The 16,363-nt window shown below is 71.4% G+C and carries 12 protein-coding genes; 5 read left to right on the top strand and 7 right to left on the bottom strand.

Annotation, left to right across the window (positions count from 1 at the left end; translation table 11 throughout):
• Positions 1–192 precede the first annotated feature (192 nt).
• The 3 genes from EKD16_RS18490 to EKD16_RS18480 all read right to left on the bottom strand — a co-directional run bounded on the left by EKD16_RS18490 (position 193) and on the right by EKD16_RS18480 (position 5,525).
• The gene (locus tag EKD16_RS18490) at positions 193–1,071 is read right to left on the bottom strand and encodes a LacI family DNA-binding transcriptional regulator (RefSeq protein ID WP_131099548.1); all 879 of its coding nucleotides are present in this window, start codon (positions 1,069–1,071) and stop codon (positions 193–195) included.
• On the bottom strand, positions 1,068–3,545 hold the full coding sequence (locus EKD16_RS18485; protein ID WP_131099547.1) for a glycoside hydrolase family 2 protein: 2,478 nt from the start codon (positions 3,543–3,545) through the stop codon (positions 1,068–1,070). The genes EKD16_RS18490 and EKD16_RS18485 overlap by 4 nt, the downstream gene beginning before the upstream one ends.
• Before the next feature lie 396 nt (positions 3,546–3,941).
• Positions 3,942–5,525, bottom strand: a complete 1,584-nt coding sequence (locus tag EKD16_RS18480) for a PQQ-dependent sugar dehydrogenase (protein WP_165498608.1) — start codon at positions 5,523–5,525, stop codon at positions 3,942–3,944.
• A 486-nt stretch (positions 5,526–6,011) separates the two neighbouring features.
• Here EKD16_RS18480 and EKD16_RS18475 point away from each other — a divergent pair, with 486 nt between their 5' ends.
• Positions 6,012–7,247, top strand: a complete 1,236-nt coding sequence (locus tag EKD16_RS18475) for an ROK family protein (RefSeq protein WP_242677049.1) — start codon at positions 6,012–6,014, stop codon at positions 7,245–7,247.
• Positions 7,248–7,313: 66 nt separating this feature from the next.
• Here EKD16_RS18475 and EKD16_RS18470 read toward each other — a convergent pair whose 3' ends face one another.
• From EKD16_RS18470 to EKD16_RS18460, 4 genes are all read right to left on the bottom strand, one after another.
• Positions 7,314–8,291, bottom strand: a complete 978-nt coding sequence (locus EKD16_RS18470) for an aldo/keto reductase (RefSeq protein ID WP_131099543.1) — start codon at positions 8,289–8,291, stop codon at positions 7,314–7,316.
• A gap of 58 nt (positions 8,292–8,349) precedes the next feature.
• Positions 8,350–9,126 (bottom strand): HipA domain-containing protein, encoded by a 777-nt coding sequence (locus EKD16_RS18465; RefSeq protein WP_242677458.1) that lies wholly within the window; start codon positions 9,124–9,126, stop codon positions 8,350–8,352.
• Positions 9,033–9,491 carry an amidohydrolase family protein gene (locus EKD16_RS26250; RefSeq protein WP_242677048.1) on the bottom strand — a complete coding sequence of 153 codons (459 nt, stop codon included), beginning with the start codon at positions 9,489–9,491 and terminating at the stop codon, positions 9,033–9,035. The genes EKD16_RS18465 and EKD16_RS26250 overlap by 94 nt, the downstream gene beginning before the upstream one ends.
• Positions 9,492–10,703: 1,212 nt before the next feature.
• Positions 10,704–11,438, bottom strand: a complete 735-nt coding sequence (locus EKD16_RS18460; protein WP_165498607.1) for a DUF4429 domain-containing protein — start codon at positions 11,436–11,438, stop codon at positions 10,704–10,706.
• A gap of 599 nt (positions 11,439–12,037) precedes the next feature.
• Here EKD16_RS18460 and EKD16_RS18455 point away from each other — a divergent pair.
• The 4 genes from EKD16_RS18455 to EKD16_RS18440 all read left to right on the top strand — a co-directional run bounded on the left by EKD16_RS18455 (position 12,038) and on the right by EKD16_RS18440 (position 16,329).
• A complete protein-coding gene (locus tag EKD16_RS18455) occupies positions 12,038–13,144 on the top strand; it encodes an oxygenase MpaB family protein (protein WP_131099537.1) in 1,107 nt (368 codons plus the stop codon).
• Positions 13,145–13,573: 429 nt separating this feature from the next.
• Positions 13,574–14,284 (top strand): GPR1/FUN34/YaaH family transporter, encoded by a 711-nt coding sequence (locus tag EKD16_RS18450; protein WP_131099535.1) that lies wholly within the window; start codon positions 13,574–13,576, stop codon positions 14,282–14,284.
• A gap of 323 nt (positions 14,285–14,607) precedes the next feature.
• Entirely contained in the window at positions 14,608–15,318 is a 711-nt protein-coding gene (locus EKD16_RS18445) for a GPR1/FUN34/YaaH family transporter (protein ID WP_131099533.1), read from the top strand.
• A gap of 495 nt (positions 15,319–15,813) precedes the next feature.
• A complete protein-coding gene (locus EKD16_RS18440) occupies positions 15,814–16,329 on the top strand; it encodes an EF-hand domain-containing protein (RefSeq protein ID WP_207391348.1) in 516 nt (171 codons plus the stop codon).
• Positions 16,330–16,363: the final 34 nt, after the last annotated feature.

The raw sequence follows: 16,363 nt of genomic DNA, 5'->3' as shown, positions 1-16,363 counted from the left end.
GTCGTCGCCGCACCGGTGGGGCCGGTCCGTGCCCACCGGCCCGATCGAAGGTACCCGGCCGCACGGCCGCGCTCTTTCGACTCCGGCAAATGTAATGCCTCCCACGCATGCGGACACCGGGCGGCCCCGGGCGTGTCCGTTCGGCACCTCCACGCCGCGCCCTGCACCGCTCGGCCTAAACCACCGGTCGGCCTATACCGCGGCGTGCACCGACGGACGGGCGGTGCTGCCCCGCGGGGTGATGCGGGCGGTCGGCGACCACCGCTCCGCCGCGGGCATGCCGGCGGCGGCCTCCAGGGCGGACTCGGCGACCGCGATCCCGTACTGGTGGACGTCCACGCTCATCGTGGTCAGCGGCGGCGAGGCCAGTCGGCACTGGGTGGAGTCGTCCCAGGCCACGATGCTCAACCTCTCCGGAACGCGCACTCTGCGCGCCTTGGCCGCCTGCAGTCCCGCTACCGCCATGACGTCGTTGTCGTAGAGGATGGCCGTGGGCGCATCGGATCGGCGCAGCAGCCGGGTGGTCAGCTCGGCTCCGGCCTCGCGCGAATAGTCGCCCTCTTCCACGATCGGCGGGTCGATCCCCGCGTCCCGGCACCCCTGCTCCAGCGCCGCGGTGCGGTTGCGGGTGTGCAGCAGGGCGGCGGGTCCACTCACCCGCGCAACTCGGCGGTGGCCCAGCTCCAGCAGGTGCCGCAGGGCCTCGTGCACCGGCGCCGTGTCGTCGGTGCGCACCGCGGGCGCGGCCGGGCTGCCGTCGGCGGTGCCCACCAGCACCGCGGGCAGGCCGAGATCGGCGAGCACCCCCGGCCGCTCGTCGCCCGCGGTCAGGTTGACCACGGCCACGGCGTCGACGAGCCCGCGCTCCGCCCAGCGGCGGTAGGCGTCGAGCTCGGCCCGCTGGTCGGCGACGATGTGCAGCAGCACCGACATGTCGCGCTCGGCCAGCCGCTCCTCGATACCGCCGATGAACTCCATGAAGAACGGTTCGACGCCGAGCAGGCGGGGCGGGCGCGCCAGAACAAGTCCGATCGCGCCCGCCGCCGAACGGGGGTGCTCCGCGGCGTTCATGCAGTGCCGGCCGTCTGCTGTGACAGGCTGTTGGCGCAGCGCAGCACCTGCGGACCGGTCAGTTGCGCCGGGTCGATCCGGGCGGCGGTGCGCACGGTGAACGAACGGGTCTCGCCGGCGAGCATCGGCACGAGCATGTCGTCGGCCTCGGCGTCGCCGGCGGCCCGGTCGGCGAGCACCGCGACGTCGCGGGCGAAGGAGCGTGCGCGCACGTCCACCCGGTAGCCCTCGGGGACGGCCGCGGCGACGGCGCTGAGGGGTTCGGGGTCGTAGGCCAGGTCGACGTCCTCGCCGAACAGGTGCACGGTACGGGTGTCGTCGGTGGCGGCCAGCAGTAGCTCCTTGCTCGGGTCGGCCGGAGCGAGCAGCGGCTCGGCCGGGTCGAACCGGGCGACCGAGCGGGCCGCCACGGCCAGCTCGATCTTAGCGGCCTCGTGTACGGCGCCGTCGAAGCCCTGCCGCTGGAGGTGCACGTGGCCGTGCCAGGCCTCGTCGGTGTCGTTGACGGCGATCAGCGCCGTTCGGCCCTCGCGCGGCTGGAAGGTGAGCAGGCGCGGGGCGTAGGCGTGGCGCAGCGCGTAGTAGAGCGGCTTGGGCCGCTCGTCGCCGTCGACCGCGGCCCAGGAGGTCACCGGCCAGCAGTCGTTCAGCTGCCAGACCAGCGTGCCGGCGGTACGCGGCCACCACGACCGGAAGTGCTCGACACCGAAGGTGATCGCCCGCGCCTGGTTGAGCTGGGTGGCCCAGTGCCAGTCGGCGAAGTCCGCGGGGACGGGCAGATGGCCCTGCATGCCGCGGTGCAGTTTGCCGTTGCCGTCGTTGGCCTTCTGGTGCAGCAGGAACGCCGGCGAGGTGGGGGCCAGCGGCTCGTCGTGGATCCAGGTGGTCAGCGTCGCCCAGGTCGGCGGCCCCTGGAAGCCGAACTCCGAGCAGAAGCGCGGCACGATGTCGCGGTAGGTGGTGTAGTCGACGTTGTTCCACACCTCCCACTCGTGGCGGCACCCGTGGTCGGGGTCGTTGGGGTGCAGCTCGCCCGGGCCGAATCCGGGGCTGCAGGGGCTGCCGTCGACGTAGGGGCGGGTGGGGTCGACCTCGGCGACGATGCGCGGGAAGAGCTCGTAGTAGTAGTGCGCGCCCCAGGTGCGGCCCTGCAGCTCCTCTGGCCAGCCCCAGTCGGCGAAGCCCCACAGGTTCTCGTTGCCGCCGTTCCACACCGCCAGGGACGGGTGCGAGCTGAGCCGGGCGACGTTTTCGCGCGCCTCGGCCTCGAACTCCGCGGCCAGCGGCTCCTCCTCGGGGTAGGCGGCGCAGGCCAGCGCGAAGTCCTGCCAGACGAGCACGCCGCGCTCGTCGCAGACGTCGTAGAAGTCGTCGGTCTCGTAGATACCGCCGCCCCACACGCGCAGCATGTTCATGTGCGCGCCGAGGGCCTGGTCGACGCGCCGCACCAGCCGATCGCGGGTGATGCGGGTGAGGAAGTGGTCGTCGGGGATCCAGTTGGCGCCCTTGACGGCGATGGACCGCCCGTTGACGGTCACGGTGAAGCGGGCGCCGATCTCGTCGGGCGCGGTGTCCACGGCCACCGTGCGGAATCCGATGCGCCGGTGCGCACGGTCCAGTTCCGTGCCCCAGGCGTCGGCGAGCGCGAGGTCGAGGTCGTAGAGCGGCTGACCGCCGTAGCCGGCCGGCCACCACAGTTCGGCGTCGGGCACCTCGATCACGGCGACGGCTTCGTCGGCGCCCTCGGGAACGTCGATGCGCACCTCCCGGCCCGCCGCGCGCGCGGTGACCGCCGTCGCGGCGCCGTCGGCCGCGGCGCGCTCGACGCCCACATGCGCCTCGATGCGGCCGGTCCCCTGCTCGTCGACGGTGACCAGCGGGCGCACCCCGGTGATGCGCGCACCCCGCCAGCGCTCCAGGCGCACCGGCTTCCAGATGCCGGCCGTCTGCAGGTCCGGCCCCCAGTCCCAGCCGAAGGAGCAGGCCATCTTGCGGACCATGTTGTAGGGATGGGTGTTGGTGTGCGGCCGGTGTCCGAGGCGTTCCCGCTCCCGCTCCGCGTAGTCCAGAGCGGGCGAGAAGTCGACGGTGAGTTCGTTGGCTCCGCCGCGCAGCGCCTCGCGGACGTCGAAGCGGTAGGCGCGGTGCATGTTGGCGGTGCTGCCGAGCCGGTGGCCGTTGAGGTGGACGGTCGCGACGGTGTCCAGGCCGTCGAAGGCGAGGTCGACGCGTTCGCCCGCTTCGGGGGCGTCGGCCTGGAAGGTGAGCGTGTAGCGCCACGAGGTGCGGTGGGCCCAGGCGAGGTCGGTCTCTACGGTATCGAGGTAGGGGTCGCTGATCAGGTCGGCGGCGAGCAGGTCCACGTGGGCGCTGCCCGGCACCTGGGCGGGGACGGTGCGTCCGGCGATCTCCGCGGGTACCGGCCCGTCTGCGGCGGAGAGGAGCCAGTCCTCGTGCAGGGTCTGACGCATCATCGGCGATATCACTCCAGGCTGGACCCGCCGCGGCGGGTCGGGGAAGGGCGGGCGGTTCGGCAGGGTGGCGGCGGTGCGCACTCAGTCAGGATTCTTACGTCAGCGAATAAAGTAAGTCAACCGACTACCACCGCGACCGCCGTGCTCGCGGCGCAGGCATAACTGTTTTCCACAGCGTAAGGGCCGGTCCCCTCGGGCGGCGGCAGGGACCCGGCCTCGCCGAGCGAGCGCTACGGCCGGGAACCGCTCGGGGCTGACGCGGGAGCCTCCGTGGGAAAAATCCCGACTACCGCGCCCCGTATTTCGCCCCGTCTCCCCTCCGCGCGGCGCGGGAAGCGCGTCGGCGCGTGCGGTGGACCCGGCCGGGTCCACCGCACGCGCCGCTTGCGGGTGCGTCTACTGCTCGCAGGCGGAGCCGTTCAGGGTGAACTCCTCGGGCGCGGTGTTGGCGCCGCTGAACGTGGCGTGGACGCCGAACCGGCGGGACTCGCCCGGCGCGATCACGTTGTTCCAGTCCAGGTTCGCCGCCGAGACCGTGGTGCCGTCCTGGGTGACCTCGGCCTGCCAGGCGTTGGTGACCTGCTGGTCACCGGGGAAGTCCCACTCCAGCGTCCAGCCTTCGATGGGCTCGTCGCCGGTGTTGGTCACCTCCAGCGACGCGGTGAACCCGTCGCCCCACTCGCTGTCCACCGTGTAACCCACCGTGCAGCTGACGGGCGGCGGCAGCGCCTCGAAGCCGACGCGGTGCAAGCCGCCCGGCAGGTCGTTGACCGCGTACAGCTCGCCCGAGGCGTCGGCGCCGAGGCTGGTGACCTGGATCGGCAGGGTGCCGATGGGCTCGGTGGTGTACTCGCCGCCGCCCGTGTGGCGGATGCCCCAGGTGTTGGCGCTGCAGTAGTCGGTCATCACGTAGGTGCCGCCGGCCAGGTCGGCGTATCGCTCGCCGCGGTAGACGAGTCCGCCGGTCACCGAGCAGTTGGTGCCCTCGTGGGTGTAGGAGAACACCGGGTCGGTGTAGTCGGCCGCGGGGTCGCAGCGTTCCGCGTCGTATTCGGCCGGCCCCTCGCGGCACGGCCAGCCGAAGTTGGTGCCGCCCTCGTCGGCCTGCAGGTGGTTGACCTCCTCGTGAATGCCCTGGCCCACGTCGGCGATCCACATCGAACCGTTCTTCGGGTCGAAGGAGAACCGCCACGGGTTGCGCAGACCGTAGACCCAGATCTCCGGGCGCGCGTCGGCCACGCCGACGAACGGGTTGTCCTCGGGGACGCAGTAGGCGAGTCCGCCGCACGCCTGACTGACGTCGATGCGCACGATCGAACCCAGCAGCGTGCCGAGGTTCTGCCCGTTGTTCAGGCTGTCTCCGGCGTTTCCGCCGTCGCCCAGGCTCCAGTACAGGTATCCCTCGGGACCGAACTCCACCGCGCCGCCGTTGTGGTTGGTGTATTCGGAGTGCTCCTCGGTGAGCAGCACCTCCTCGCCGTCGGCGGGGACACTCGACTGGTCGGGACTGTCCATCGGAAAACGGGAGAGCGTCAGCGTTCCCGCGTCGGCGCCGGTATAGGCGACGTAGAGCGCCGGGTGCTGCGCGAAATCGGGCGGCGTGGCGATTCCGAGAAGCCCCTGCTCATTGCCCTCGGTGGTGATGCGGTCGCCGATGTCGAGCAGCGGTTCGGCGGAAAGGCCGGTGTCGGGATGGTAGGCGCGGACCGTTCCGGTCTCCTTCTCCGTGATGAAAAGCCGACCGCTGCCGTCGGCGGGCGAGTCGATCGCTGTGGGGCGGTCCAGCCGCGCGGCGTCGGTACGGGTGCTGGTGACCTGCAGCCGATCCAGCGGGAGTTGCGCCTCGGCAGCCGCGGCGGGCGGGTCCGCGGCCGCCGGGCCGGCCTCCTCGGCGGCCGCGGGGCCGAGGTGGGTCAGTAACCCGAAGACGAGCGCGGTCGTGGTCGCGGAAACGCGCCACGCCCATCGGTGGTGCGACATTCTGGCTCCTGAGAATCGGAAATCCACTCACCCGACACGCGAATCCCCCGGGTGTGCCACCTCGTGCTCGGAGTGATCATTGCCGCATCGAGGGTAAACCGGTATACACACATTCGCCAGGGTTGCAGGTCGGGTGGAGATCCCGCCCCAGGTCACGCGGCGCGAATTCGCCGGGCGCGCCGGAATTCCGATACTTTCGGTTCCGCGGAACCGCCTATGGCGGAAAAGGCCGCCGTGCAGGACTGCGTCCGGCGGTCGATTTCCCGTGGCCGCGCGAGTGGCCCCGGGCTGCGGTGGGTATTCATCCGACGAGCCCGGGCGACCGGCGCGCAGGGCGGCGTGAGCGCGGCGGTAAACTCCGCAGGTGCCGGCGGCGACCGCGCGGGTCAGCGCAGGGACCGCGCCGGATCGCAGCGGGGAGTGAAGCGGAGGTTCCAGGTGGGCGCGCCAGCGCGGGCGATTCCGCATGCCAGCAGCCGGGCGGCGGTGCTCGACGTGATCCGGGCAGCGGGCACCATCAGCCGCGTCGGCCTCATCGACGCCACCGGGTTCACCGGCGCCACCATCTCGACGGTCGTGCGCAAGCTCATCGAGGACGGCCTGGTCAAGGAAACCGGGCGCGCGGAGTCCACCGGCGGCAAGCCGCGGGTGCTGCTCCAGCTCGACCAGTCCTCCCGCTACGCCGTCGGCGTGCACCTGGACCACTCCGGCATCGCCTACGTGCTCACCGACCTCGGCGGCTCGGTCGTGGCGCGGATGACCCGGGCCGGCGCGGGCACCGAGGACCCGCCCGCGGTCGTCGAGCGGATGGCCGCCGAGGTGCGCACGCTGATCGACGGTGTCGGGGTGGATGAGGCGCGCGTGCTGGGGATCGGCCTCGTCTCTCCGGGGCCGCTGACCCCCACCACCGGCATGCGGCTGGCTCCGCCCATCATGCGGCACTGGGAGGACTTCCCGCTGGACGAGGCGGTCGAGCGGCGAACGGGGCTCCCGGTCGTCCTCGGCAACGACGCCACCGCGGCGGCCCTGGGCGAGTACTGGTCCGGCGCGGTCAACGGTTCCTCGACCTTCGCCGCCGTCTACGTCTGCACCGGCATCGGCTCGGGCATCCTCATCAACGGCATCCCCTACCACGGCACCAGCGGCAACGCCGGCGAGATCGGGCACATCTGCCTCGATCCCGACGGACCGGAGTGCTGGTGCGGGGCGCGCGGGTGCACCGAGGTCATGGCCGGGCCCGCCGCCGTGGTGGCCCGGGCCCGGGCCGACGCCGAGGCGGCGCGTTCGGCGGGACTCGACCCAGACGGCCCGCGCGGCCGCTCGTCGGTGGCGGCGGAATTCGCGGCCGTCGCCCGCGCCGCACGCCGCGGCGAGCCCGCGGCCCGCGCGATCGTCGACCGCTCCGCCCGCTATCTGGCGATGGCCACCCGCACCCTGGCCAACGTGCTGGACCTCGACCGCGTCGTGCTGAGCGGGCAGAGCCTGGCCGTCGCCGGCTCCCTGTACCTGCCGATCATCCAAGAGGAGCTGGACCGCGCCTTCTTCGCCCGCGCCACACACCCGGTAGCGGTGCAGATCTCCACGTCGGCGGCGACCGCCCCGGCCATCGGCGCGGCCACCACGGTGCTGCAGTCCGAGCTCGTGCCGCTGCAGCCGGGCACCCGCATCCCCGAGCATCTCGCCGAACCCGAACAGGCGCGCGCCCGCCCCGCCGAAGCCTGAGCGCCGCAGGACGGGCGGTCGGCGCCGCGCCGGCGGACCGGCGACCCCGGAGCCGGGGCCCTGCCGTCACCAGCGGTGGTGCACCTGCGGGCGGACCAGCTCGTCGTAGACCTCGCGCACGGCCGTGTGTACCTCCTGCGGCAGCGGCGCGAGGAAGGCCGCGGCCGCGTTCCCGCGCGCCTGCTCGGCGTTGCGGGCGCCGGGGATCACCGTGCTGACACCCGGCTGGTCCAGGATCCAGCGCAGCGCGAACTGCGCCATCGTCATCCCTTCGGGTACCACCTCGCGGATGCGCTCCACCGCGGCCAGGCCCGTCTCGTAGTCGACGCCGGAGAACGTCTCGCCGACGTCGAACGCCGCCCCCGCGCGGTTGAAGTTGCGGTGGTCGTCCTCCCCGAAGCTGGTCTGCGCGGTGTACCGGCCCGAGAGCAGCCCGCTGGCCAGCGGCACCCGCGCGATAATGCCGACACCGGCCTCCCGCGCGGCCGGCAGCACCTCCTCCAGCGGCTTGTGCCGGAAGGCGTTCAGGATGATCTGCACACTGGCCACACCCGGCCGCTCGATCGCGGCCAGCGCCTCGGCGCAGGTCTCGACGCTGACCCCGTAGGCGCGGATGCGCCCTTCGGAGACCATCGCGTCCAGGTCGTCGAAGACGGCTCCGGAGGCGTAGACCGCCTCGGGCGGGCAGTGCAGCTGCACCAGGTCGATGGTGTCCACACCCAGATTGGCGCGGGAGCGGTCGTTCCAGGCCCGGAAGTTCTCCGGGCTGTAGTTCGCGGGTTCTTGAGGCACCCGCCGCCCCATCTTGGTCGCCACCGTCAGGTGCGGGTACTCCTTGAGCACCTGCCCGACGCGCTGCTCACTGCGCCCGTCGCCGTACACGTCGGCGGTGTCGATGAAGCTGATCCCCGAGTCCACCGCGGTCCGCAGCGCCGCCAGCGCGTCCTCGTCGCCGACGGACCCCCACGCATCCCCGATCTGCCAAGCGCCGAACCCGACGGCGCTGACGTTCCTGCCGGTCTTTCCGAGCTTGCGTTCTTCCATGCCGACGACCCTAACGGTGTCCGGAACCGCTCCAGCGGTCGTGCGGCGCGGGGCGACCTCATCGGCCGGGATCTGTGGAGCCGCCTCCCGTGGTCGGGGAGGAGGCGGTGGGATCGAGGACCGCGAAGGATGCGCGGCGGTTCTCGACGTGGGCGGTCACAAGATCTGCGATGCGGATCGCCTGTTGCCGGAGAGGTTCGGGTACCGTGTCCTCCCTGGCCGCGCGGTGCAGCGCCTTCGGGACGGCGGCGCGTAGGGCGGTCACCCGCTCCATGGCCTGCTCGACCGGCAACCCGAGAGCGGTCGCCACAGCTCCCCAGTCCTGCCGGGTTACCTTGCGCATCTGCCAGGTGCTCCCGATCTTCATGGCCGATGTGTGGTCGGGGCGCTGGTCGTAGGGCAGAACGGTGGCCACGTCGTACAGCGGCCCCAACTGCGCCCGGGAAGCAGGCCCCAACAGTAGCGAGTAGTTCTTCGCATGGGCGTCCGTGGCGCCGATGAGGACGTTGTAGACGAGGGCGTCGAAGAAGCGGCGTGCGCTCTGCTGCCGGTCGGGAGCGGCGAGTCCGCGCAGGAGGGCGGCGATCTTGGCTATGCCGGGGCCCCCGGCCGCCTGGTACTTCATGCTCGGATGTACCGCCAGCGCCTGGCAGAGGTCTTCTTGGTGGATGCGTTGCCAGCGGCCGCCGACGAGTCGGCGGTCATAACGTTCGCAGACGAGCACCTCGATATCGCCGCGCGTCATGATCTCGGTGTTGGCTGCGGGCAGGCCGACCAGCTGTGCTGCCCGCAGGCGCAGGTGTTCGTTGAGGTGATGGTGCTCGAGGCCGGGAATGGAGGGCTTAATGAGATCAGGCTGACCGGCCACCCCGCGCCGGCCAGTTCGGCGTAGTCCGCGGAACGGTGGAAGAGCGCCGCGGCCTCCGCGCCCAGGCGCAACGTGGACAGGTCGCTGAACGCCCCCTGCACCCCGGCCGACTCCACATGGGCGTGCGCGTTGACCAGTCCGGGCAGCGCGAGCTTGCCGCGGCCGTCGACGGCCGTCTCGTCCGCAGCCTCGCCGTCGCCGGGCGCCGAGGGGCGCACCTCCGTCAGGCGGCCGTCCTCGATCACGATCGTCCCGTGCTCGTACACCGTGTCCGCGGAGTCGGCGGTGAGGACCGCCGCGTCGTGGACGACGGTGCGTTCCGCGGTGGGCATTTCGCTTCGCTCCCCGATCCCGAGCCGTTTCGCCGAGCCGTCCCGTGTACGTGCGTCGCCGGGCGGCGGGAGGGCCCACTACGCCTCCGGTGTCCCGGCCGTGAGGACGCTCCGCAACCCGCAGCCTTGGTAACCCGTCGGCGGGTGCGGGTTCAAGGGCGGTGCCGAGTAACGCACGGCCGTCCGAGCGGCCGTTCGGAGCGGTTCGCGCCCCCGTCGGGTGCGGCGCTTGGCCGCGGGTGGGCCGCCGCGGCCCACCCGCGGCCGGGACCGCGAAAGTTGCGACGCCATTACGGTCGAGCGGAATCGGCGCCACAGCGGCGCGGTTTCTGCTTTGCTCTGGAGCACGAGGTCTTCACCGCCGAGGAGCTGGCGCCAGCCAGGCGGCGGCGCGCCCCGGGCGGTGGGGATGCTGCAGGCGACGAGGACGGTGCGGTCGGTTCCCGACCAGCCGTCCGACCGTCACCGAACGGGCGGTACCGGCAATCCGGCCCAAGCGCCGGGCTGCCGCGCCCCGCCGGTGACACCCGTGCGCCGGTGCGGCTGGCTCATGAGGGGGAGGCAGCCGCACCGGCGTTCGGCGAATGCCGGGCCGGGCGGCTAAGCCGTGTTTAAGAACGCTGGGCTGCTGTGCGGCCTGGTTGGTCTGCCGCGAAACGGGTGGACTTGACTGAAAAGCGGCGGCGACGGTGGCGAAGGGCTTCGCCCGGGCGCCACGAGCGACGCGGCGTCGCCCCCCAACCCCCATTCCGGCGCCCCCGGGGCGTGCGGGCGCCCGCGGCCGCGCCCGCCGCGCGGCCTCCACCCTGTGCGGGCCCGGTAGGGAGCACGGCGGCACCCAGTCGGCCCACCGGCGCCGGTAGGTCCCCTATGCCGGTCCATCCGGCGATGATCGCGAACTTATGGCCGCGGAATGCGCTTACCTGCGACCATAGGTTCACGATAGACGGGCCAAGCCGTGCCGAGTCTGTCTGCACCAGCAGGTCCGCCCAGTAGACCCGAGCCGCCCCTCCCCACGCACCGCCACCTGCGGTCCCCGCTCCCTCAACCAGCGGGCCCCGGCCCGCCATCGTCCCCGGTGCCCGCTGCTCCCCGTAGATCAGCCCGCCGCCCGGCCGGGAGCAAGTTCGGGCAAGTCCGCGTAGCGGATGGGAGTCGCACGGCCCGGCCGCCCATGGGAGCCGGACCGATCCAGCACTCCTTAAGCACGGCTTAGTCCAGCTCCGGCCGCTTGCCGGCCCACAGGTACGCCGTAATCGTGGCGGCCATCATCAACCCGCGGGCGACCTGCTTGCCGTCCTTGGTCATCAGGCATGAAAGGTCGTGCTTGGGTTTGGTGATCTCCTCCTCGGTGGCGTCGGCGGTGTTGATGCGGATGTGGCCGTTGCCCCAGTCGTCCTCGGGAACCCATTCGACGCCGGTGATGTCGGCCAGCGCGAACTCTCGGCGGTGCGCCTTCTTCTTCCGCGACGACGCCTCGGAGCCGGCCCAGATCAGTCGGACGGTGGAGCCGTCGAAGGCGGCGGTGCCCTCCGACGTCTGGATGTGCAGCGGCAACGGCGGCACCAGCCGGGTCGCCAGGACGGGCGGGGCCCCGCCCGGAGGGTCGGCCTGCTGCGCGGCGAAATGCAGCTGTTCGGCGAGGTACTCCGCTACCAGCTCCGTGCTCGCCGGTCCGACCAACACGAAGGGCTGCGACCGGGCATTGAGCATCGCGCCCACTGCGGCGTAGGGATCGGCCTTCTCGCGCAGCCGCAGCCGCAGAGCCCAGCGCTTGCGCTTGCCGGCGAACACGTCGAACTCCGCTGCCGAGATCGCCGAGACGGGAACGCTGCACCGGCCGAGCTCCTTGAGCATCGCGTTCTTGAACGCTCCGGTGTGGTACCTGATCAGGACGGTCTCCCCGTCGAAGCGCCAGGTGGCCCGATCTCCGTGCAAGTCGTTCATGCCAGAGATCCTAGACACCGCTCTGTTCGTTGCCGCCCCGGCCGGCACCCCTCCGCGGGACCGATCCCGGCCATCTGCACATCCGCCGCCGTATTCGGACCCGGGTACCTCGCCGGGCCGGCGGAGCCGACGGGTGGCCGAGCCGTCGGAGCCGGTCAAGGACGCAGCCAGCGGATCTTGCAGAGGCAGTAGAGCCCGTAGCAGACCAGGCTCACGGAGATGCCGCCGAGCAGCCAGGGGCCCGCCCTGCATGGGTGTCGGCAAACGCCGCGTCGCAGTGCCGAAGCCCTCGGCGGCCGCGGCGCCTCCGCGTATGCGAAGGCCGGACGGCTGGTTGCGGACCGGCCTGGCCCGACCTCCGCGATGACCGAATCAAGGCGCTGACCTGGTATTCCAGGATGCGACGAAGGTTTGCCGCCGAGTCGCCTGGAGCACATACGCCTAAGCGAACGGACTCGCAGTGACTTTCCGAATTCGGTTTGTGTCTTGATGTCGGTCCGCTCGCTCCTTGACGACGGGGGTGAGCCGCGGCCACGGACCACGGCCGTGCGCCCGCTCGCCCCGCCCGACCTCCCTCAGCACTCGAAGGAGACCGCAGCATGGCCATGGACTACGCCGACTTCGCCCGCGAACTGCGGGATCTGGGTGATCCCCTTGCCGACGAAGTGGTCAAGGAGCTGTTGGACGACGACCAGGTCAACAGCGTCAACAACCTCTTCCGCCAGATCGACACGGCCGACTCCCAGATCCCCGCGCAGACCCCCGCCGTTCTGCGCGAATACTTCGAAACCACCCGCGAGTTCCCCGACTGGGTCGAGGACACCCGGCTAGCGGACACCGCCGACTTCTTCCGGCACCACCACCTGCCGGCCTCGGCGATGCAGGCTACGGTCGGCCTCGTGGGCACCTACCTCTCCCCGGTGGGTGCCTACACCCTGCACTCCACCCACCAACTCTCGCACCAGCCGCATCGCCGGCTTTCCCAGTCCACGCGGATCTTCATGGGCATGGGCGACTCCGACGCCTTCACCGACCACTCCAAGCTCGTTCCCACCTGCCAGAAGGTCCGCTTGGTGCACGCCGCCATCCGCGAGCTGCACCGCCGCTCGGGCGAGTGGGACTACGACGGCATGGGCGCGCCCGTCTCGCAGCTCTACACCGCCGGCGCGGCGCTGGTGTTCTCCGTCGGTGTGCTCGACGGCATGGAGAACATCGGCCTAAGCGTCGACCAGAACGAGGCCGAGGGCTTCATGTACTCGTGGGCGATCGTGGCCCACTTCCTCGGCGTCCCCGACAAGTACATCAAGGAGGCGATGAGCTCGCACGGGCGGGCGACCGAGCTCTGGCACGAGGGGCGCGAGTACGAATGGGCCCCGAGCGACGAGGGCCGCATCCTCACCCGCGAGTGCATCGACCTGTACGAGTCCTACATGCCGCCCGGATTCGAGGGTGCGGTGCCGGCGTTCCTCCGCCAGGCGCTTACCGACCGCTTCGCCGACATGGTCGACGTCCCCACCTCGGCATTCGACTTGGGCGCCGACGCCGCCACACTGGGCACGGCCACGCTGCTGGGTGGCCCGGTGGGGCACAACCCCGTATCCGACGAAGTGGTCGGCCACCTGGGCAAGGCGGTCGAGCGGGTCTGCCGAGAGGCGTTCACGGCAGGCCAGGAGACCGAGCCGCAGATGGCCGACCGCATCGGCTGATCCGCGGGCGGCGCCCCGGCCGCCGGAACGACCGCACGCGCTCGCGCCGCCTTCGTATCCCGCCGGTCCCCGGCGGCGCCCCGGAGCGCGTGCCGCCGGCCGCCCCGCCTGCCGCCCGCGCACGGGCGGGCGCGACGGGGCGGCCGGCTCCGTGCGGGGCCGCCCGCCCTCGGATCGCGCGTGCGGCGGCACGACCGCAGCGCCGGTCCGCGGCGGCCGGTTCGGGACGCGGCCCTGATCGTGGGTAGCGCGGCGGTTGTGCACCGGGTAGCCGGAGATCGCGACATGCGCGGGCGGCCGATTCACCCGGCGCCCTGCGCGCGCCGAGCGCGGCCCTTGCAGGCGGACGACGGCCCCTCCGCCGGACCGCCCTGCAGGGACGGCGAGCTGGCGCGCCCGCCCACACGCGTCGCCGAGGAGTGAGCCACCGTGACCGACACCGATCGTCCCGCACCGGAGAACGACGAGTCGATTCTCGGGAAGTCGGCCGTCCGGATCAACCTCAACCCGATCGCCAACCCCAAGCCGATGGGTTTCATGGCGCTGGCGATCGCCACCCTGATGCTCAGCGCCCTCCAGCTGGGCTGGCTGCCCGACAGCGAGCGCAACAACGTGGCCATCATCCTGATCACGTTCTCCTTCCCCTTGCAGGCGCTCGGCGCCGTGTTCGGATTCCTGGCCCGCGACGTCGTCGTGGGCACCGGAATGGCGATGCTCGGCGGCACCTGGCTGTCGACCGCCGTCGTCTCGCTGAACCAGCCTCCCGGCGCCCAGACGACGTCCACTCTGGGCGTGCTGATGCTGGCCGTTGCGCTGGGCCTGCTCGTCCCCGCGGCGGGGGCGGCGACGGGCAAGCTGATCGCGGCGGCCATCCTGGGCGGATCAGCGGTGCGGTTCGCCCTGACGGCGGTCTACGAGCTGACGGGTTCGCCGATCTGGGGAACCGTCGCCGGGGTCGGGGGAGTCCTGCTGTGCGTCCTCGCGCTCTACGGCGCGTTGGCCCTGCTGATCGAGGATGTCCGTAAGCGCACCGTCATCCCCGTCCTGCGCCGCGGAGCGGGCCGGGTGTCCATGAACGGCAACCTCAAGGACCAGCTGCGCAGCATCGAACGGGAGGGCGGCATTCGCGAGCAGCTCTGAAGCTCTCGCCATCGCGCGACGGATTTCTCGGCGGTGGCCGGGCGCTCGGTCGGAGGTGTCACCGTCGTCGGCCGACCCGGCGGGCCCGCCGTGATCGCCGGGCGGCCCGCGCGCTAACGTGCCGAGGGTAGCCAGTGCGGCTTGGAGGCGCCGCCGGATCCGGGGCCGCCGCGAATCCGCGGGGCAGCTCCGCCGTGCCCGACGCGCGCCGGGCGCCGACCGGGAGGCCTGGACGGCGTCGCGGGCCCAGGCCGCGGGCCGGGCGCCGTCGGCGACGTTGCGGCGCGCCGGTGCGAACCCGAGGCGCCGAGGGGTGACCCGATGTGACCGAATCCGCACACGCGCGAACCTTGGATGAGGAGGCGTACCCGGCCGCTCCGGGCGTGCGGATCAGCCTCCGCCCGATCGCGAACCCCATGCCCGTGGGCTTCATGGCACTGGCCGTCGCCACGCTGATGCTCAGTGCGCTTCAGCTGGGCTGGCTGCCCGTGAGCGAGCGGGATCACGTGTGCATGGTGCTCATCGCCTTCGCTTTCCCGTTGCAGCTGCTCGGCAGCATCCTCGGCTTCCTGGGGCGCGACATCGGGGTGGGAACAGGTATGGGGATGCTCGGCGGCACCTGGCTCGCGACCGCTGTGGTGACGCTGAGCTGTCCCGCGGGCGTGTCGACCAGCCCCACGCTGGGCGTGCTGATGCTGGCTGTCGCGGTGGGGCTGCTGGTGCCCGCGGCGGGGGCGGCGACGGGCAAGCTGCTGGCCGCGGCGATTCTGCTGGCCGCGTCGGTGCGCTTCGCCCTCACCGCGGGCTACGAGCTGACCGGGGCCCCATTATGGGGGACGGTATCGGGTGCGGCCGGTGTCGTGCTGTGCGTGCTCGCCCTCTACGGCGCCTTGGCGCTGCTCATCGAGGACGTCGGCAAGCGCACCGTGCTCCCGGTCTTCCGCCGGGGCGCCGGCCGCGCTTCGATGGCGGGCAATCTGCGGGACCAACTGGGCAGCATCGAACGTGAATCCGGGGTGCGCGAGCAACTCTGAGCCGGTGCGGCCGTCCGATCGGAAACCGCCGTGTCGTCGGTGGTGTGCGCGGCATGGGCCGCACGGCTCACACATTCGCAACAGGTCGCCGATTTCCGCGTGGCAGCGGTGGGTTCTGAACCTATCCGGGGGACCGGTAGTCGGATTCCGGATCTCCTGAACTGTGAATGTTGAAATTCGTAGACCAGGTGGCCAGGTCGGGCGTAGGAAGTTTGGTGAAAGGCCAAGGATCTTGGAATTCCCGAGCCGGTGATTATTCGGACGTTTCCGGGTGAACGTCGCGTACTGCAGGGTGGGTTTCAGGATGCTTTGGTCCGATTTGCGGCAAGCTGCAGGCGCATGAATTTCCGAACGTGCGCGAGTGTCCAATAATCCGCCATTGCGCTTCCGTGGCGCGGTGGTAGCGTAATCGTCGCGGAGCTTCGCTAGCTCGGTTCTGCAACGAAACCGGGCGTCATCGCCGATTTTATTGAGAGGTCAATAATGGCGAGCAGTGTGAAAGAGCGCGAGCGCCTGAACGAGCGCTTCGCCTTCTGGGACAACAACGGCGACGGCAGCATCGACCGATCCGACTTCGAGGCCGAGGCGCGCGAGATCATGCGCAATCTCGGCGAGGACGACACCTCTCCCCGTGCCCGTGCGGTCTTCGACGCCTACACGCAGATGTGGGACTACCTGGCGAGCAAGGCGGGCAAGAGCTCGCTGAACGCCGAGGAGTTCGCGGCCGTGGCCGAGGCGGAGATCCTCAATCAGGGCGACGCCGGCTTCAGCAAGGTGCTGCGTCCGACCATTCGGGCCATCGTCGATCTCCTCGACACCGACGGCGACAACCGGGTGAGCCAGGACGAGTTCAAGCGCTGGCTGAACGCGATCGGCGTCACCTCCGACACCGAAGCGATCTTCCAGAGCGTCGACACCAACGGCAACGGCTACCTGACAGTGGACGAACTGATGGGCGCCGTGCGCGACTACCACCTGGGGCGCACCGACGTCTCCCTGCTCGGCAGCTAGAGTCCGCGAGCGCAGGCCGTCCGCAGCACAGGTG

Origin of the sequence: Streptomonospora litoralis (assembly GCF_004323735.1) — a bacterium.
GTDB classification, from domain to species: domain Bacteria; phylum Actinomycetota; class Actinomycetes; order Streptosporangiales; family Streptosporangiaceae; genus Streptomonospora; species Streptomonospora litoralis.
Note: the sequence above shows the minus strand (reverse complement) of the source record. Positions and strands in the feature narration are given on the sequence as shown.